At 69.9% G+C, this 18427-nt stretch carries 11 protein-coding genes and 1 CRISPR repeat array; of the genes, 1 reads left to right on the forward strand and 10 read right to left on the reverse strand.

Translation table 11 applies throughout. The features are described from left to right. Positions 1–3: 3 nt before the first annotated feature. From casA to ACH4FX_RS33185, 7 genes are all read right to left on the reverse strand, one after another. A complete protein-coding gene (casA, locus tag ACH4FX_RS33155; RefSeq protein WP_398485219.1) occupies positions 4–4884 on the reverse strand; it encodes a type I-E CRISPR-associated protein Cse1/CasA in 4881 nt (1626 codons plus the stop codon). A gap of 663 nt (positions 4885–5547) precedes the next feature. Further along, a CRISPR array of direct repeats spans positions 5548–7218; the repeat unit is 29 nt; unit sequence GGGATCACCCCCGCACGCGCGGGGACCAC. 2140 nt (positions 7219–9358) lie between these two features. Then, positions 9359–10492 (reverse strand): GDSL-type esterase/lipase family protein, encoded by a 1134-nt coding sequence (locus ACH4FX_RS33160; RefSeq protein WP_398485141.1) that lies wholly within the window; start codon positions 10490–10492, stop codon positions 9359–9361. Continuing rightward, complete coding sequence (locus ACH4FX_RS33165) at positions 10489–11793, reverse strand: MFS transporter (RefSeq protein ID WP_398485142.1); 1305 nt, start codon at positions 11791–11793, stop codon at positions 10489–10491. Before ACH4FX_RS33165 ends, ACH4FX_RS33160 begins: the two co-directional genes overlap by 4 nt. Next, positions 11790–12506, reverse strand: coding sequence for a FadR/GntR family transcriptional regulator (locus tag ACH4FX_RS33170; protein ID WP_398485143.1), 717 nt, complete (start codon positions 12504–12506; stop codon positions 11790–11792). The genes ACH4FX_RS33165 and ACH4FX_RS33170 overlap by 4 nt, the downstream gene beginning before the upstream one ends. Before the next feature lie 15 nt (positions 12507–12521). Then, entirely contained in the window at positions 12522–13433 is a 912-nt protein-coding gene (locus ACH4FX_RS33175; RefSeq protein WP_398485144.1) for a class I SAM-dependent methyltransferase, read from the reverse strand. A 99-nt stretch (positions 13434–13532) separates the two neighbouring features. After that, entirely contained in the window at positions 13533–14042 is a 510-nt protein-coding gene (locus ACH4FX_RS33180) for an acyltransferase family protein (RefSeq protein WP_398485145.1), read from the reverse strand. A 107-nt stretch (positions 14043–14149) separates the two neighbouring features. Continuing rightward, a complete protein-coding gene (locus ACH4FX_RS33185) occupies positions 14150–14566 on the reverse strand; it encodes a MarR family winged helix-turn-helix transcriptional regulator (RefSeq protein WP_398485146.1) in 417 nt (138 codons plus the stop codon). A gap of 56 nt (positions 14567–14622) precedes the next feature. On the opposite strand from ACH4FX_RS33185, the gene ACH4FX_RS33190 reads away from it, so the two are divergent. Next, positions 14623–15153 (forward strand): DUF6790 family protein, encoded by a 531-nt coding sequence (locus ACH4FX_RS33190; RefSeq protein ID WP_398485147.1) that lies wholly within the window; start codon positions 14623–14625, stop codon positions 15151–15153. A gap of 115 nt (positions 15154–15268) precedes the next feature. Here ACH4FX_RS33190 and ACH4FX_RS33195 read toward each other — a convergent pair whose 3' ends face one another. The 3 genes from ACH4FX_RS33195 to ACH4FX_RS33205 form a co-directional block, all read right to left on the reverse strand. Then, positions 15269–16093, reverse strand: coding sequence for an alpha/beta fold hydrolase (locus tag ACH4FX_RS33195; RefSeq protein WP_398485148.1), 825 nt, complete (start codon positions 16091–16093; stop codon positions 15269–15271). Positions 16094–16239: 146 nt separating this feature from the next. After that, entirely contained in the window at positions 16240–16992 is a 753-nt protein-coding gene (locus ACH4FX_RS33200) for a DUF4232 domain-containing protein (protein WP_398485149.1), read from the reverse strand. A 124-nt stretch (positions 16993–17116) separates the two neighbouring features. Next, complete coding sequence (locus ACH4FX_RS33205) at positions 17117–18376, reverse strand: epoxide hydrolase family protein (protein ID WP_398485150.1); 1260 nt, start codon at positions 18374–18376, stop codon at positions 17117–17119. Between the last annotated feature and the right edge of the window lie 51 nt (positions 18377–18427).

The raw sequence follows: 18427 nt of genomic DNA on the forward strand, positions 1-18427 counted from the left end.
TGGTCATAAGGCGGGCTCCGTCTGGTCATCGCGGCGCAGGGATGCAGGTGCCAGCGCCGGCGTGGTGGTGGGGGCGGTTTCGGGTGACGAGGCGAGGCGGCCTGTGGCCTGCGCACTGCCCGGCCGCACCACTGCGTCGGGCAGGACCTTGTTCAACCGGCGGTGGAACCAGGTCTCCGCGACGGCGTCATTGACCCAGGTCGGGCCGTACCCGGGAAGCTCGGTGACGCGACCCTCCGATGCGGCCGGGCCAGCGGAATTGAGCAGGTCCCGGCCGAGCCGGAGGATGCGGCGGCGCACCGTGGCCCGCCACTGCTTGCGGGCCTCCTGCGGATCGGAGTACGTGGCCAACGTGGCCAGCCACTGCCGGTAGGGACCATCCAGCGTCCCGAAGCCGAGGTCGCGGGCGGTCTGCGTGGCGGGGGCCGCATCCGTCCCGGCGGCACGCGCCAGATTCCCGGCAAGGTGGCCCAGGGCGCGTACGGCTTCATCCGCGTCGGCGACCGCGTCGACCGCCGCGGTACAAAACGCCGCGTGCTCCTGGTGCAGGAGCACCGCAGGCAGGACCACCGAGTCATCCACGATCTCGTCCACGACGGACTGCTGCGTGCCGTACACGGCACCGATCAGCCGCAACCGGATCAGCGCCCGCGGATCAAGGACGCCCTCGGTGGTCAGCATCGAAGACCAGCGCACGACCCCGGACGGCAGCGATACGGGCACCCCCCGCCCGCTGTCGTCCGTGGCGGCACGGCGGGTGCGCAGCAGGCTGTCCAGGCCCCGCCAGGCCGCCCGGCTCGGATCGTGCTGCTGCGGCATGTACACCAGCGGACGGCCCTGCTTCTTCTCCTGCGCCGGGCTGCGCCGCCACCCCGACATGGGCTCCAGCTTCCACGGCGCCGACATCGCCAGCGGATCGCCATAGCCCAGGACCACTCCCGTGACGGCACCGTCCTCGGCGTGCAGCCGGATACGGCGGGACTGCCAGGTGTACAGATCCCGCAGCCCGTCCGGCCGACTGATATCCGAGGCCGCCCCGCGCGGCCCCGGACCGAACGGCTGCTCCCGCCGCCACGCCGGCCGGTCTTCACCGCCCGTGCCCGCGTGGTCCGCCATCTCGACGATGCCCTCGTCGAGGGCGATGAGGTTCAGCAGCAGCGTCTCGTGAAGGTTCGCTCCCTCGGCGAAGATCCCGCCCAGAGTGCCGGCCGATCCCACGCCCAGAGGGTAAACCTTGCCGGCTTTGGCCCGGCCGTCCCCGGCCATGGCGGACTTGATACCGGAAGTGTCGTAAGCGTGGGCGTGCACCAGCCACCGGGCCGCCTCGGCGTACGAGAGCCGGTCCACGCCCGGCCGGCGCATGGCGAAGAACGGATCGCCGTTGGGGACGTCGGCGACCAGCCGGTTCAGCGAGGCGATCTCGTCCTTCTCCGTACGCAGCCCGCTCACCTGGAAGAACGGCCGCTCGGGGTGCAGAAGGTCGAAGCGGTTTCCGTAGCGGCGAAGGTAGTCCAGCACCGGGGCGAAGGGGGCGTCCGCCTGCCACAGCTCCTCCCAGCCCTCCAGGTCCGCCGGGCCGTCCAGGGCATCGTGCACCACAGCGAGCAGCAGTCGCAGCAGAGCCAACTCCTGTGTGGGCACGTCCCCTACAAGCCGCCGCAGCTCGCGGGTCTGCGCGAAGAGGTCCCGCAGTGACAGCTCCTCGGTGCTGCCGTCCAGGCGCTGTACCGGCAGCCACGGGCGGGTGACCAGATCGAAGGACGGCGGCGCCGCAGCGTCAGCCTGAGCGGTTCGCGACATCAGTGGGCCCGCCTCCTCTGCGCGCTTCCGCGTGCTCGAAGGATCGGCTGACGCCGTCTGACAAGAGGCCCCCTCGGGCACGGCCACTGGCGTCGGTCCCGACGCAGGGCTCGTAACCTCGCTGTCCGCTGCTCGCCCACGATCTTCTCCGTCCCCAGGCGGGGTTCCTGCTTCGACCGTTCCGCGCCCGCGTGCGGTCGAGGGCAGCACCCGCAGCCCGTCGTCCTTGCTGTAGCTGAGAACGAAGCCTGACAGACGGGTCTGACAATCCTCATCGAGAACGAGGAACAACTCCCCAGCCAGCCACGGGCATTCCTTCACCTGCCAGGCGTCCACCCGGAAGCGTTCCAGCTCCTCAATCGTCCGGTCGATCACCCAGGGCTTACAGAACTGCCAGGGCAGCGTGATCGCACTCGCCGCGGCGGCCTCGGCAGCGCGCCGGCTCGGCAGGAAATCAGTGGGCAGATCCAGACCGCCCCGCCCGCCGTCCAGCCACGGCACGGTGACCAGTCGGCCGTCCCGCAGCCGCTGGACGACCAGAACCTCCAGGCTCTCCGGGCTGTCGCGCACCTGCGCACGCCCCGCCCGGCTGTCGTCCGCGTCCCCGGCATTGGCCTCCAGCCAGCCGATCACCGGCCGCCCCGCCCGCCGCACCGGCCCCAGAAGGAAGTCGCCGGCCGCTTCGCGTTTCTTCTCAAGGAGGTGAAGATGTTCCGCGCGGGCATCAGCCAGTCTCCCGGCCCACTCAGAAGGACCGACCTCGGTGCTCCCGTAGACTTCTTGGACCAGCGGGCTGATGTGGTCCGGCAGCACCAGCGGAACGCCGCCGAGATACGGACCCAGGACCGCCAGTGTGCGCAGCAGGAGGTGCTCCCCGTAGATGGATACCGAGCCTTGGACCGGCTGCGGGGGAGTGGATGACCAGTCGGCCACGCCGGTCACCAGGCACCGGGCATGGGCCAGGCGCGGTGGCCGCACTCGCGGGTGGCGGTGCAGACGCCCCATGCGCTGCAACAACAGGTCGACGGGCGCGAGATCGGTCACCAGCAGGTCGAAATCCACATCCAGCGACTGCTCGACCACCTGACTGGCCACCACCACGTGCGGCCCCGCCGGCCGGTCGCCGCCGGGACCGAACCGCTCCCGCAACTCCGTGTCCTTAGCGGCCCGGTCGGCAGCCAGAAAGCGCGAATGCGCCACGGTCACCGCACCGTCCCCGAACCGCTCCCGCAGCACATCGGCCGCCTCCAGCACCCGATCAACGGTATTGCGCACCACCAGCGCACAGCCCCCGTCCGCCAGCTCCGCTGCCAGCCGGTCGGCCAGCAGGACAGGGTCGTCCTCCAACCGTTCCAGGTGCACGTCCGTACGGCGACCAGAGGCCGCCGCGGGCCGCGCCACTCTGGGTGTGTCGCCCGGGGCCACCGTGGTGATCAGCGGGTAGGCGTCATCGGGCACCGCCTCCGGCCCCAGCCCGTCTGCGTCCACCGGAGCCCCCGCGTACGCGGCGGCCAGCGCCCGCCTGCGATCCGCCGGCAAGGTGGCCGAGAGCAGCACGACCGGAACCCGGTAGGCGGCGAGCCACTCCAGCACACGGTCGAGATAGCGGCTCATATACGCGTCATAGGCATGGACTTCATCGATAATGACGACCTTGCCTGCCACCGCCAGATGCCGCAGCGCCAAGTGCCGGCTCTTCAGCCCCGCGAACAGCACCTGATCAACGGTGCCCACCGCGAAAGAGGCCAGCAGCGCCTTCTTACGGCCACGCAGCCACCGATGAGCATGAAGCCCGGCGGGCTCGGCGCGCTCGGCAGCACGCTCGGCACCGACCCGGTCGGGCCCGTCCAGCTCGACGGCGGCAATCGCCCGCCGCTCTCTGCGCATCATGCCCGCCCACACGTCGTTGAGCGCAGCCTTGGCATGCGCCAGAACGACAGAGCGGGGGCCGTCCAGCGGCAGCCTGTCCAGCCACGCCAGCAGACGCGGGAACATGGCATCCCCCGTGGCCCGGGTAGGCAGTGCCACCAGACAGCCGCCCGCCCCGGTCCGCGCCGCCAGAATCTCCGCGGCAGCGAAGGCGGCCTCCGTCTTACCCTCACCCATCGGCGCCTCGATCATCAGCAACCCCGCCGCCGACATCGACCGCGCCATCCGCACCGCTTCCTCCTGAACGGGCCTGATGCGCGCACCCTCGGGCAGAGCGAACCGCTGCGCGAACAGTGCTTCCGCGGCCTGCTCCGGTACCTGCGGCGTCCAGGGGCCCGGAAGATCCAGGCCCTGCCACGCGGCCCTCAGCCGGCGTGCCTCGCCGACCGGACCGGCTGGCTGCCAGGACAACGGATCGTAGGGGAAGAGCTCAGGAGCGCTGGCGATCCAGTCAGCGAGAATGACAACAGCCGTCAGGGCCACCTGTACCGGCTGCGGCAACCGGACCGACCGCCACTCCTCGAACCTGTCCGCTACACCAGCGAATTCGGCACACGCATCCATCAACTCGAAGTGGACGCGCCGCCATATCGCATCACTCGGCCCGGGATGCCGCAACAGTCGCGAACGAAGCTGGAGGTCGTGAATCTGCTGATGTTCGGGCGGTGTCCCATGATGCCCGCCCGCCACCACCGCGAACTGGCCGGAGGTACGGGAGTTCATGCCGAACCGTTCTGCCATCCACTCCTGCAGGAGCAACTGGCCTGCCAGGCCGTGCGGCGCCAGCCGCCGATCCTCTCCGTACTCCACAACGGAAGGCATATCGAGCCCGGCGGTTCGCATGGCGTCGGCGAGAGGCTCCACCTGACAGGCGAAGGCGGGCGTGGCTTTGCCGATGTCATGGACGCTACCGAGAAAGGCAACGAGCCGTCGCGCGTCTGTCTCCCCAGCAGGAAGGGCCTCAGACACCAGGCGTCTGACGTTGCCCGCCAGCCATGTATCCCACAACTTCCCGGCAACTGCACCAGCATCGGCCATGTGCCTCCACAAGGGAAGCCACCCCTGGGACTTCTGGTCATGCTTGGCCCAGGCCTTGCGGGCAGCAGAGGACAGGCACGCAAACGGACCTTCGTCAGACGACCGGCTGGCACCCACAAGTTTATCGACCACGGCTAATCCCACTTCCAGCGCGTTTCCTCGGGAGGGTGATGAAGCCACCTACAAGGTGCGTACGACCCCAGACGCGAAGTCCTGCATCGGTCGCCGAGACCCGGCGCCTTTGGGTAACGGCGCCGGGCAAGTAGATCGTTCAGCTGTGTAGAGCCGTACCGGCAGATACAGCTACGCCAGCAAAACCACCACGATCACGATTACGGCAGCTCCCCATACCCAGGGCCCGATGGTTGAGGGGGTGGCGGGGAACGCGGCGATCAGCGTGAGTAGCGCTTCTTTCGGGGCGAGAGGCGGGCCTAAGGGCTTTGCGGAAGCATTCTCCACAGGTAGGATCTCCATGTTCTAACGGTTGTCGTGACTGTTAGTGAAGAGCCGAGTCCGGCTGCCTCGTTGCACCGAGGTGGATCAGCGGACTCGGCTCTTTTGCGCAAGGGCTGCGATGCAGCCCGAAGAGCTTCTGCAGACGAGACAGTAGGCCGATCGACGTCGGCGGGTCAACTCCCTAGTTGGATTGGGGTGTTGCAGAATCAAGTGGTTCCCAGTTGTAGGAAGTGGCCGCGCTACCCACTGGGCGAGACAGGCAGCCTGCCTAGCCCAGCCTGAGCCCCGCAAGTGCGGGGAGAACGCAGACGCCAGCGGTTCCCAGGGGTCACCCCCGCACGCGCGGGGACCACGGACATCGGCACCGTAGCGATCAAGACGAAAGGGGACCACCCCCGCACGCTCGATGGAGGGCTCGAACGGGTCCGAAGGTAGCGCCCGGGACCATCCCCCGCACGTGCGGGGACCACCCCCTCCGCCGCGGCGGCGCCGGCGCGTTGCCGGGATCACCCCCGCACGCGCGGGGACCACAGTGTGACGCCGCGCAACCCCAACAACGGACGGGGATCACCCCCGCACGCGCGGGGACCACACCTGTTCCGGGGCCGGCCGCAATGAGGTGCAGGGATCACCCCCGCACGCGCGGGGACCACTGAGCGCCGTGGTTCGGCGTCGGCACCGCGTAGGGATCACCCCCGCACGCGCGGGGACCACACGACGGCGGAACTCCCAACAGCAGCACCGGCGGGATCACCCCCGCACGCGCGGGGACCACTGGAGGGGCGTACGTGTCGGGCGGTCATGGGGGGGATCACCCCCGCACGCGCGGGGACCACGCGGCGCTGGACTTCTTGGTCGCCAGCGGCCCGGGATCACCCCCGCACGCGCGGGGACCACTACGGCACGTACCGGAAGTTGAAGCCGCCGACAGGATCACCCCCGCACGCGCGGGGACCACTGACGATCGCAGAGACGGCCGGACGCCTCAACGGGATCACCCCCGCACGCGCGGGGACCACTTGAGCATGCCGACGGCGCCGTGGCCCAGGCCGGGATCACCCCCGCACGCGCGGGGACCACCGGGCCCGAGCCGCTGAACGTGAGGCGGAGGCGGGATCACCCCCGCACGCGCGGGGACCACCGGCGGTACGACAACGCCATCGAGGCGGACGAGGGATCACCCCCGCACGCGCGGGGACCACGCGTGCTGGCTCTGGTCCTGGCGCTCGTCGTTGGGATCACCCCCGCACGCACGGGGACCACTCGGCGTACGTCAAGGACGCGGAGGATGCTGCGGGATCACCCCCGCACGCGCGGGGACCACGCACCGCCCGTCGCGTAGGAGTGCCCGCCGCCGGGATCACCCCCGCACGCGCGGGGACCACGGCGAGCTCGTCCACGGAGACATCGGGCCTCAGGGATCACCCCCGCACGCGCGGGGACCACAACGTCGCCAGCGTCCGTCCCCACTGCTGGAGGGGATCACCCCCGCACGCGCGGGGACCACTACTCCTCCGCACGCTCCCACGGACCGAAGAAGGGATCACCCCCGCACGCGCGGGGACCACCCTCCGATCACTCCATGGGAGGTGCCATGAACGGGATCACCCCCGCACGCGCGGGGACCACCTGTGGTCCCCACACAGGGGCTGCCACCGGTTGGGATCACCCCCGCACGCGCGGGGACCACGTCGCGGATGCTCTGCACGGCTGTGACGCCGCGGGATCACCCCCGCACGCGCGGGGACCACAGGCTCTGGGGGTGCTGGTTCGGGAGGGGCTGGGGATCACCCCCGCACGCGCGGGGACCACGGCGGTGTCGTCATGGTGGGCCTTCCTGGACCGGGATCACCCCCGCACGCGCGGGGACCACAACGGCGTTGTCCACCAGGACGGCCGCGAACTCGGATCACCCCCGCACGCGCGGGGACCACGGCGCGTTCGACCCTGAAACCGGAGCGCTCACGGGATCACCCCCGCACGCGCGGGGACCACAGTTCGCGACCAGCAGTTTTATCTGGCGGAGCGCAGGTTCTTACTCACTTTCGAGAACTCCGGCATTTCTACCTAAGAGGATGTTTGAGGTGGAAGCCTAGTGACCTGATCACGGTACTACCCGCAGGCGGTGGGCCTGTGTCGTCGATGTCGTCGGTCTTTTGTGAGGGGGAGTTGAAGGGCGCAGAAGGCTTGGGTGATCGAGTCGGGGGTGTGGTGCGCACCGCTCCGCATGCGGACTGTGTATTTGGCCGGTCTGGGGCCGGTTTCGCCCCGCGGTGGTCGTGCTCGGCGTCGTCGGCAAAGCTCGGCGAGATGACCTCGCCGCAGAGTGTCGCCTGCCCGTGCGTTGAGAATCGTTACGTGCGGGAGTCAAAGTTCGGCGACGTGTGCTGCCTGAATGGGGCCGTGTAGGGTCGCGGCCCGGGCCCGGTGAGTGACTACTGTGCGTAGCTGCTGGGAGAGCCGGTCCTGCAGTTCTGTGGCGGTCTGGTCGGCGGCGTGCGGCGTGGGCTTCGGGGGGGCCTGTCGCCTTGACCGGAACGCTGCGGGCTCCGAATGGAACTCAAAATCTGGTGAGGCAATTGCCTCACCGCTCCGGGGCGGCCGGGATCGGAGCGGGCGGAGCAGGATCGAATCGGATGCATATGTCCGATTGCTCGGCGAAACCGCAGGTGAGATGGGCCACCCGTTTAGGTTCGAGTCCCACCCGCCCCACCAGCAAAATCGATCTGACCTGCGGAAACGCGGTCGGAGAGGCCGGTTGCGCGAGACGTTTGCCTCAGCGCGCTGAGGCAAACGCGGCCCTGTGTGGCCCGGTCGAGCACCCGGCCCCCTGGTGACCTGGGGTTTCGGAGCGGCGCCGGAGTGGGAGTCGTAGTCGATGCTCCCACGGCCGTTACGGAAGACTCCCCACCCGGATCGAACAAGAGCGTGTCGCGATCTCCACGCGGCCCGGACCTGTACCGCCCATCTCGCGGCCAGAAGCACGGCCGTAACCGTCACGGCGCCGAGAGCGGCGATGTGACGTGCCCGGCCTGCGCCCCCCTCCCGGGGAGTGCCGGAAGGTGGCGAAGCCGCCGTCCGCGATGACGGCACGGCCGTCGGAGGAAAGCTACGGCGCCGACGGAGCCCCAGCGGCCGCCGGTGACGCCGGGCGGCTGGCGAACAGGTGGCCGGCGGGGTCTTCCCGTCGCGTGGGCGACGATCGGTCGGCCGATGGCGAGGGTGCACCGAGGTCCGGCCTTCCGTGGCGTTCGGATCGGCTCCGTGCACGCTGGTACCACACCGACAAGGACAACACCCGCGAATCAGGCACGGGAGCAGCCCCGCACGCGAGGGCACCACATCCTTGAGGGCATCGAGAAGAGAGGCCGGGGCCCTGCTGGGAGCCGAGGCGCGCAGCCCAGGGGTTCGACTCCCTGGGCTCCGCCCGACGAGAGGCCCTCTGGCCTGTGGAAACGCGGGCCAGAGGGACTGTTCTTACGTTTTGGCCGGCGTAATTGGGTCACTGCCTTCCTTTCCGGCAGTAGGCATGCGTGCATCGAGGCCAAGGAAGGCGACTGAGGGGAGGCTCCCCGCGTCGTCCGCCGGCGCGCAGGCAGAGCCCGCAACGGCAAACGGGAGTCCGAGGTCTTCGACGGTCTCTCCGCAGCCGAGCGCTTCCGTGATCTCGTGGAAGGCCATGACGAGCAGTGGCCGCCTGGATGGATACGTGACCGAGGCTTCAACCAGGACGCCATGAGTCGGCAGTTGGCGAGCCGCACGGTGCGCAGTCCACCGGCACGTTGCCGCGGCCTCTGGATGCCTGGTCCTCACCGAGTCTTCAAGCAGCGGGCCGGAGCCGCTCCTATGCTCGGCAGGGCTCGCCACCACGGAGCATGCTGGTGTCCTGCCGGGCCGCTGCAGCCGCCGAGCCCATATCTCTGGTAGGTCCGCACATACGCAAAGCGGTCCTTCACGACGGAGGCGCGAAGGACCGCTGGATCAGGTTGGCGAGCGTCAGTAGGGCCGCGAACGATTCCGGTCCGACCGCTTTGCTGCTTCTGCAGTGCTGCCGGACGCATGCCACCGGTGATCAGCGCGGTTGCGGCCGGGAACGGACGGACTCTGCTCGGGCGGGTCGGGCTGGTCTGGGAAGTCAGAGGCTGAGGGCGTCAAGGTCGACGGCTGCGGCCATGGCCCGGGCTCCGGCGTCGTTGAGGTGCATGCCGTCTCCGCTGTCGAAAGCGGGATGGATGTGGTCAGGCCGGGCAGGGTCCTCCACGGCGCGGGCGACGTCGAAGACGGCATCGAAGGTGCCGCTGGTACGGATCCACTCATTGACCTGGCGTCGCGCGGCGAGGCCCTCGGGAGTGTTGTGGCCGGGATAGACGGCACCGGCGAAGGGGCCGATGGTCGCCGCGTGGATCGCCAGTTCGGCGTCGTGCGCGCGACGGGCCAGTTCGGCGAAACCGGCGATCAGCTCGTCGGCGGTGGCGGGCGGCAGGCCGAGCATGCCGGGCAGGCCCAGATCGTTGATACCGAAGTTCACCAGGACGTGGGTGGCACCGGGCACGGAGAGTACGTCCCGCTCGAAGCGTGCGAGGGCGTGTTCGCCGATCTCGTCGGTGAGCAGCCGGTTGCCGGCGATGCCCTGGTTGACGGCCCAGCCCCGCTCCAGGCGTCGGTTGAGCGCGTCGACCGAGCGCTGGTTGGCGCCGTGGGTGGTGCCGACACCCTCGAACCAGGAATCCCCGAACGCGACGGCGACCGCCACGTTCTCGGCCGTGAGGACGTCGACACCGGTCACGTAGTACCGGCCGTGAACCTGCTCGGCCCCGGGAAGGCTCGCGACACCGGCTTGGTTGCCGCCGGCGACGTAGGTGGTTTCGGCGGGCATGTGTGAGTAGGTGGCGAGACCAGTGTCTTGCGGCAGGTGGAGGCTGACCACCAGGTCGGTGCCGGCCCGCACGGGCAGGTCGACGGGGTCGCTGACGACCTCGTCACCTGCCGGGACCGTCACGTGCCCGGCTCCCGCGAAACGCAAGACGGCATCGGTCTCGGCAACGATCTCATCGGCGTTCTTGCGTTCGGCCACCCTGGCCTCGGCGACGGTCAGGGGAGTGCGGCCGTAGCGATTGGAGAGTCGTATCCGTATCTGCTCGCCGCCGCCGGCCATGTGCAGTACCTGGCGCACAGTCTGGTCGTGGAAGCCGCGCGGGTCACTGAGCTGGACCTTCTCGTACGGGCTGATTACCGCGCTGCGGAATCCGGCTACCCACTGCTTGGTCATGATGCGCCTTTCTTCTGTGGGGTGACTTCTGTGGGGTGAGGGGTGTCTCCTGCTGCCGCGCGGCTAAAACGGTGCGTTGCGCCGCCTTCACCCGTGTGCACCACCGTTGCGGTGCGGGTGGTGTGCAGCCGTATGGCGAGTGCCGCGCTGATGGCCAGGGTGGGCAGGCACAGGACGGCCAGGGTGGCCGGCAGGGCGCCGACGCCGTGCCTCTGGATGACCGCGCCCAGGGCGGGCGGGAAGGCGACGGAGCCGAGCATGGCCGCGGCGATGACGTAGGCCATGGCGTTGCCTGCGGCGGGCGCGGACCGGTTCAGCCAGTTCAGGCCGTTGGGGAAGATGGGACCGATGCACAGACCGGCTGCGGCATAAGCCCAGGGCGCGAGCCCGGGCACGAGGGCGAGCAGGACGCTGACGGTCATCAGGGCGCACGACGCGGTGACGATCGTGGCCGCCGACCAGCGGCGGGCGAGTGGTGCGACCAGGAAGCGGCCGATGGTCATGGCCAGCCAGTACATGGACGTCGCGACGGTCGCGGTGGTCATGCTGTGGCCGAGGACGTGCAGATGGGTGGGTTCCCAGTTGCCGATGCCGCTTTGCACCGCGAAGTGCAGCATGTAGATGGCGACGAAGCCGATGAGCACCGTGGCCAGGCGGCGCCCGCCGGCGCGGTGCGCGGGGACGGTCGCGGCTTCGGCGAGTTCGGCGGGGGTCGGCCGGGTGCGGATGCCGCGGACGCAGGCCAAGGGGATCAGGCTCAGCAGTCCGAGGGCGATGAATGCGGGACCGTAGCGGTCCGGGCCGATGACTGCGATGGCGGCGGGGGCAAGGACGGTGCCCAGGCCGAAGCAGCCGTGAGCGACATTCAGAAGGGCCGGTCCGCGGGCACCGAGGCCGATGAGGAACAGGCGGCTGATGGCGAAGTCGACGCCACCGAGGCCGAGCCCGGTGACGAATGCCGCCACCAGCATCAGCGGCCACACCCCGCACAGGCCGAAGGTGACAGTGCCCGCCAGCATGGTCAGGTACGACGCGGTGAGCAGGGCGCGGTTGCCGATGCGGCGGTGGATGGAGTGGAAGCCGAGGACTCCCACCACGGCGCCGAGCGACTGGGCGGCCAGGGCCAGGCCGGCGGTCGACTCCGCTAAGCCGAAGCGATCGCGCAGCGCGGGGACCACCGGCCCGTACAGGGCGAGCAGCGCGCCGATGACCAGCATGCCCAGGCACGACGCCACCACGGCGATACGGGAGAACAGAGGCTCCGGTCCGCCGGAAGGGGAGGAGGTGGGGCCGGCCGTCATCGCGGCTCCTTGTCCGTCGGTGCGAGCGCGGTGAGGAAGGTGGCGACGTGCTCGGTTGCCGCTTCCCGCGCGGCCTGCGGGTCGCTGTCGCTGATCGCCTTCAGGATCAGGGTGTGCCCGGGGTCCCCGTGATGCTCCTGCGGGCGGCGCACCCCACCGAGGTGGACCGAATCCCGCACGGAGCCGAGCATGCTGGCGTACAGGCGCGACAGCACGGGATTGTCTGCCGCTTCGACGACGGCCGTGTGGAATTCCACGGCTGCCCGGTTGAACTCACCGCCTCTGCCCTCCCGGTGAGCGGCCATCTGGCGCTCGTAGACGGCCGTCAGGTGGTCCAGATCCGCCTGGCTGCGGCGTTCGGCGGCGAGTCCCGCCGCCTCCACCTCAAGGCCGCGACGGGTTTCGAGGACGTACCGGAGCTCGGCGTCGGCCAGGTACCGGTGCAGCACCGTGTCGACCTCGTGAGTGCCGCGGACAAACGTTCCCCGGCCCTGTGCGGTCTCCAGCAACCCGACATGGACCAGAGCCTGTACCGCTTGCCGCAGCGTGCTGCGGCCGACCTGTAGTTCCTCCGCGAGTTCATCCTCGACGGGGATCTTGCTGCCCAGCGGCCACCTTCCGCTGACGATCTCGGTCTTCAGCCGTTCGATGGTGCCTTCGATCAACGCCGCACGGGGTACTGCGCGCATATCGCTCACCTCCACAAAGAACATATCATCACCCCTTAGTTAGGTAACCCTAACTCTCTTTGTCGGTGAGACTGTTCCGACGGCGAGCGTGGCTCCTTCACTGACATAACCGTGCCGGGAACGCAGCGGATGGTCGGCCGCATCGGCATCCGCGAACGGCGCCCACCGGTGCTCCCACCCGCTGCCCATGCCGCGCGCCTGCCGGGCGAGGCGGGAACAGGTCCGCGTCCAGAACCGCAGGGCTGCGGGCTCCAGCGGGGCGAGGTGCTCGATCACCGTCGTGTGCTGGCGTACCGAGGCGAGTCCGGCCTCGCGCAGCCAGCGGTGAATGTCACGGCTACGCAGCAACTGCCGTGCGTACGCGCAGGAGGGGGCTGTCGCGCGGAGGAAGTCGGTGAAGACGAACGGATCACCGGGTCGTACCGTGACCGTTGTGACGTCCGGAACCTGGACGGCCACCAGGCCACCGGGCCGCACGACCCTGCTCATCTCCTGTACCGCGCGGACGAGTTGTCCGTCGTCCAAGTGCTGGAGGACGTCGGCGCACCAGACAGCGTCGAACGTGCCGTCGGCGTGGGGGAGGTCGAGGACGGTCGCCTGCCGCACGTCAACGGCGTGCTCGGGAGCGTACTGGCGCAGGTGCGTGGCTGCGAGAGCTGTGTTCTCCGCGACCCGGTCGACGGCCGACACCTGTCCTTGCGGGCCCACCAGCTCGGCCAACCAGGGCAAGAAGTCACCACTGCCGCACCCCGCGTCGAGCACGTGCCATCCGGTTTCGATGCCTACCTGCTCCAGTGCGGACTGATGGGACTGCAGGCAGGCCGCGGACCGGGTTTCGGCCGGGCGGGCGCGGTCCCCGGCGCGTCGCTTCGGGGACGCGATAGCAGGTGCCGGCACAGTGGTCGGCTCTGAGCATTGGATGAGAGCCGGGGTGTCGTCGACGGACAACATGCCGATGGTCCTTTGGTCGCTGCGGGCGGGGCTGTTTCGGCCCCGTTGGTGGGTGTGCTGTCGCTGTGCGCACTGGTCTGCGCGGTGCGTGCAGTCCGCTTAGTTCCTGTCGGCGGCCAGCTCGACGGGGCGCGGCGCCGAGGACTCGGGCTCGGCGACTACGTCCACTCGAGCGCTCCTGGGCCGGGCCCGGCGTGTGGTCAGCAGGCGCATGGCCGGCATCTCCCACCACCGGTAGACGGCCCAGGCGAACACAAGGGTGATAGCTGCGAAGGCCAGGGCGAGCAGGGATGCCGTCCAAGCGTCCCAGGACTTGTCGTGGCCGAGCAGATCGTGCCCGGCCCTCAAGACGGTCTGGTGCACGAGGTAGAAGGCGAAGGACACTTCGCCCAGCCAGACCATGGTCCGGCCCCGTAGAGGAGAGTCACGGCCTTCCAGGTCGGCCATCGCGACAGCCGGGATGAACAGCGTCAGGGGAATCACGGTGATCGCGGCGAGACCGAAGAGGACCGGCGACCAGATGGCCGCCAGGTATCCGACCGCCAGCAGGCCCGTGGCCCACACAACGGGAATCCTTGGCCAGTCACCGCTCTTGACCAGCTTGGCCACCGCGATGTTTTCTCCCCGGCCGCAAGACCTGTACGAGCGGGGGAGCCGGAGAGCGGCCTGCCGGTGGCGCCGGCAGGAGCCGGTCGCGCATGGCACCCGTCGTCGTTTCAGTCCTCCAGGATCTGTACCAGGCGGACGGTGTCGGACAGGTATCGCTCGTAGGGGAAGCCGGCCTTGAGCAGGGCGTTGCGCAACTCGTCGTAGAGCGGTTTTCCGCTTTCGTGGAAGGCTTCGCGGCCGGCGGCGGTGAGTTCGACCAGTCGTCGCCGTCCGTGTTCGGGGTCGGGGCGGACCTGTACGAGTCCGGCTGCCTCCAGTGGGCGCAGTGCCCGGCTGATCGCCGGGTCGGACACCGACAGTGCTTGGGCGAGGCGGTGCTGGGTCACCGGTTGCAGGTCCTCCAGTGTTCCCAGCAAGCGCATCTGGCTGTAGCTCAGGCCGGTGGAGCCGTCGCCGCGCTGCCGCGCGGCCTCCCCGAGCAGGAACACCACGCGATGCAGCAGATCAGCGAGCCCGTCGTCCATGGGTCGAGCGTACCAGAGTCTTGCGAGGTTAATATTAACCATGCAAGACTCGCGGCATGAGTGAGACCTCTTACGTCGCGCAGTCCGCTGTTCCTCTGATCTGGGTGCTGGTCGCGGCCATCGGTGCGCTGATCCGCACCCGGCGCAGCCCCTCCCGCCAAGCGGCGCTGGAAACCTGGCAGCGGTGGTGGGCCGTCGCCGCGCTCGGCTGCGGCAGCCTGTGGCTGACGATCGCGTTCATCACCATCCCGGACGGGATGGCCGCCACGATCGGCTTCAACCGGAGCCCGTTCGAGTTCGAGATCGCCTTCGCCAACCTCGGACTCGCCGTCATGGGCTTTCGTGCCGCCTCACCCTCGGCCACGGCCCGTGAGCGCATCACCATCGGCCTCGGCGCCGGGATGTTCCTCTGGGGTGCGGTGATCGGCCACGTGTACCAGTGGTTCGCCAACGGCAATCACGCTCCGGGCAACGGCGGCGGGGTCCTGGTCTGTGACGTGCTCTTCCCCGCCGTCATGATCATCCTCGCCCGTCGCTCGCAACGGCTGTCCGCTGCCGAGCGGCCCGGCACGGCTGTCCACGCCTGAGGGCGACCGGCGCAATCCGCTGAACCGGTTTCAGCAGTGCTGAACCGGTTTCAGCAGTAAGGACGGGCCGGGCAAACACGGCCGGGCTCGGGGGCGGGGGAACCAAGGCCGTCGTTCAGCCCATCACGTCGGACAGGAGCCTCGCCGTGGCTTCGGGGGCCTCCACCGGGAAGTGGTGACTGCCCAGGTCGACGAGCACGATGTCGAGGCGGTCTCCGTAACGGTCGATCGCCTCCTGTGTCACCAAGTCGCGAACGGCGAACACGGTGATCGGCTGCTTCGTCTCGCGCAGCACCGCGTCCATGTCCCATCGCACCAGGCCCTCGATGGCGCGCAGGCCCGCGGGCTGCCGCACCGCGACCATCTTCTCGAAGTAGGCGTCCGTGAGAGCCGGGTCGGTCCCGGCCGGCGAACCCCCTTCGACGAGGCCGCGCACCGCCGCGGGGAAGTCGTCGTGGAACATGCCCACCACGGTGCTGATCCGTTCCTCGCTCTGCGCCGGGAACATGGACAGGTGGAGCAGCCCGTCGAGCGCGACCACGTGCGAGACGGCGTCGGGAAGCAGCCGGCCGACTTCGACGGCGACCGCCGCGCCAAGGGAGTGCCCGGCCACGACGGCCGTGGTCACCGACTCCGCCTCCAGTACGGCCGCCACGTCGCGGGCGAACTCCTCCATGGTCCACACCTCTCGCGTCGACCGGGACTCGCCGTGCTCGGCGAGGTCGACCGCGAGGACCCGGTAGCCGTCAGGCAGATGGCCGGTCACCGCGTCGAAGTCGCCGCGGTCGCACGCCCAGCCGTGGATGAGGACCAGAGCCGGCCCGTCGGCCGGGCCGGCGGCCGTGTACCGGATCGTTGTGTGGTCCGATCGCTGAACGACGAGGTTTTTGCTGATTCGGCCTGTGAGCGTCACGGTTTCCATGGGTATGCGCAAGTCCACTCGGGTCTCCTTGGCTCGCCTGCGGAGCGACGTCTCTCGGCAACAGGCTCTGACTCACGTTGATTCCCGTCCCGGGGTGCGCCGGCCCGGCGCGAGGAACCGGCAGAGGTGCTGCAGGCCGCTAGCCGGCTGCTCGGAGTGGGGCGTCAGCCGATGGGGTTGACGAAGGTGGCGGGGTGGGTGGCGCCGTCCTGGTGGATGAGGGGGCCCCAGGGCCACTTGAGGGTCAGGGAGGCGGTCTCGTCGGGCGGGGTGACGGCGACCGTGGCGGGCTTCCAGGAGCCTTCTTCGTTCTCCTTGGCCATGCCCAGGCTGATGGTGAAGTCGGTGCTGTCGCCGGGGCCCAGGGTGATCGAGCCGTGCCGGGCCGAGGAGCGGGCCGGCGACCAGCTGGGGCCGCCGGCGTCCGGCTTGAGGTCCACGCCTGCGAAGCCGCCGATCGTGCAGGTGCGGCCGCTGGTGTTGGTCAGCACGATGCTGGTGGTCGTTCCGCCGCTCGCGTCGGGGTCCGGCCTTGCGTCCTCGCCCATGGCGAAGGCCGCCTTGAGGCCGGAGGTGTGGCAGCGCTGGACGCCGGAGCCCGCCGTGCCGCCGCGCGCGGCCTGCGAACCGCTCGGCTGCTTGCCTGTGGAGCCGGATCCGGTTCCGGTGCTGCTCCTGGCGCCGGAGTCCGCCCTGATGTCGGAGCCCTGGGCGTCGGCGGAGGAGCCCGTACGGCTGGGGTCCGTGCCGCCGGCTTCCACGGCGGCCAGGCCCGCATCTTCCTGGCCTGCGGCCTTCGTGCCGGAGGCGTCCGAGCCGGAGCAGGCGGTCAGGGCGAGGCCGGCGGCCGCGGTCAGGGCCGCGGCGGCGAGACGCAGGGTGCGGCGACGGGCGGTGCGGGTGGCGGTGGAGCTCATTTCGGGTTCCCCCCGGGGCAGTTGGTGATGTTTCTCTTCGGTACGTCATCCACTCTGCCCGGGGGCGCCGGCGCGCGGCTGCCGCTCCGCTAACGGCCGGCCAACACCCCATACCCGCCGGCCATCACCGCACCTGATCACCCGCCCCGTGACGCGCATGCCGGAACGCGGCTCGGATTTCGCTGACCAGCAGGTTCGGCTGTTCCAGGCCGGGGAAGTGGCCGCCGCGGTCCATCTCGTGCCAGAAGCGCAGGTCGTGGTAGCGGCGCTCGGCCCAGCGCCGGGCGGTGGGCCAGGGTTCGGCCGGGAACAGGGAGCAGGCGGTGGGCGTCGTGACCGGCTGGGCGTTCTCCTCTTCGGCGCTGCGGGGTACCCAGCGCATGGTCTCCCAGTACCAGCGCGAGCTGGAGGCGCCGGTTCCGGTCAGCCAGTACAAAGCGATGTTCTCCACCTGCTGCGCCACGCTCACCCCGCCGCCGGACCCCGGCCGGGTGTCGGAGTAGGCGGCGAACTTCTCCCCGAGCCAGGCCGCGAGGCCGGCGGGGGAGTCGAGCAGGGCGTAGCCGAGCGTCTGGGGGCGCGTCGCCATGATCATGCCGAAGCCGTAGCCGTCCGCGAGGTGGGTGTCGCGACGCTCCAGCATGCGTTGTTCCGCCGGGGTGGGCGCGTTCCGGTCCTCGGGCAGGGGAGAGGCGAGCGGCATCGTCAGATGCAGACCGGCCACGCGCTCGGGCACCTGGCGGGCCAGTTCGGTGCTGACGAACGCGCCCCAGTCACCGCCGTGCGCGCCGAACCGCTCGTAGCCGAGCGCGGACATCAACTGGGCCCACGCGCGCGCCGTACGGGCGGGCTGCCAGCCGCGCTCGCGCGGACGCTCGCTGAACCCGAATCCCGGCAGCGCCGGTACGACCACGTGGAAGGCGTCGGCGGCGGAACCGCCGTGGGCCACGGGGTCGGTGAGCGGTCCGAGGATGCTCTCGAATTCGAGGACGGAGCCCGGCCAGCCGTGGGTCAGCACCAGGGGAAGCGCCGTCGGCTCGGGCGAGCGTACGTGCCAGAAGGCGATGTTCAGGCCGTCGAGACGGGCGCGGTAGTGGGGAATGGCGTTCCAGCGGTCTTCCGTGGCCCGCCAGTCGTGCCGGCGCCAGGCCGCCAGCAGCGTCCTGAGCCGGTCGAGTTCGATGCCCTGGGACGCGTCCGGCACCGTTTCGGGCTCGGGCAGCCGGACCGCGTCGAGACGGGTCCGGAGGAGTGTCAGTTCGCGGTCGGGAATATGGATGGGGTAGGGCTCGATCCGCGCATTCTCGGACGTGGGCGAAGCCGTGTGTTCAGACGTGGGCGATACCGTGTCTTCGGGCAGGGACGGAACCGTGTTCTCGGGCATGGACGAAACCCTAGGAACGGTCACCGTCCGTGCCCATGGCCGGGATTGCCG

This window comes from Streptomyces sp. NPDC018019 (genome assembly GCF_044327805.1).
GTDB lineage: Bacteria > Actinomycetota > Actinomycetes > Streptomycetales > Streptomycetaceae > Streptomyces.

Coding starts and splice junctions, on each gene's coding strand:
- ACH4FX_RS33190 (WP_398485147.1), top strand. CDS start 14,623: ATGAGTGAGACCTCTTACGTCGCGCAGTCCGCTGTTCCTCTGATCTGG.
- ACH4FX_RS33200 (WP_398485149.1), bottom strand. CDS start 16,992: ATGAGCTCCACCGCCACCCGCACCGCCCGTCGCCGCACCCTGCGTCTC.
- ACH4FX_RS33175 (WP_398485144.1), bottom strand. CDS start 13,433: ATGTTGTCCGTCGACGACACCCCGGCTCTCATCCAATGCTCAGAGCCG.
- ACH4FX_RS33170 (WP_398485143.1), bottom strand. CDS start 12,506: ATGTTCTTTGTGGAGGTGAGCGATATGCGCGCAGTACCCCGTGCGGCG.
- ACH4FX_RS33205 (WP_398485150.1), bottom strand. CDS start 18,376: ATGCCCGAGAACACGGTTCCGTCCCTGCCCGAAGACACGGTATCGCCC.
- ACH4FX_RS33185 (WP_398485146.1), bottom strand. CDS start 14,566: ATGGACGACGGGCTCGCTGATCTGCTGCATCGCGTGGTGTTCCTGCTC.
- ACH4FX_RS33165 (WP_398485142.1), bottom strand. CDS start 11,793: ATGACGGCCGGCCCCACCTCCTCCCCTTCCGGCGGACCGGAGCCTCTG.
- ACH4FX_RS33160 (WP_398485141.1), bottom strand. CDS start 10,492: ATGACCAAGCAGTGGGTAGCCGGATTCCGCAGCGCGGTAATCAGCCCG.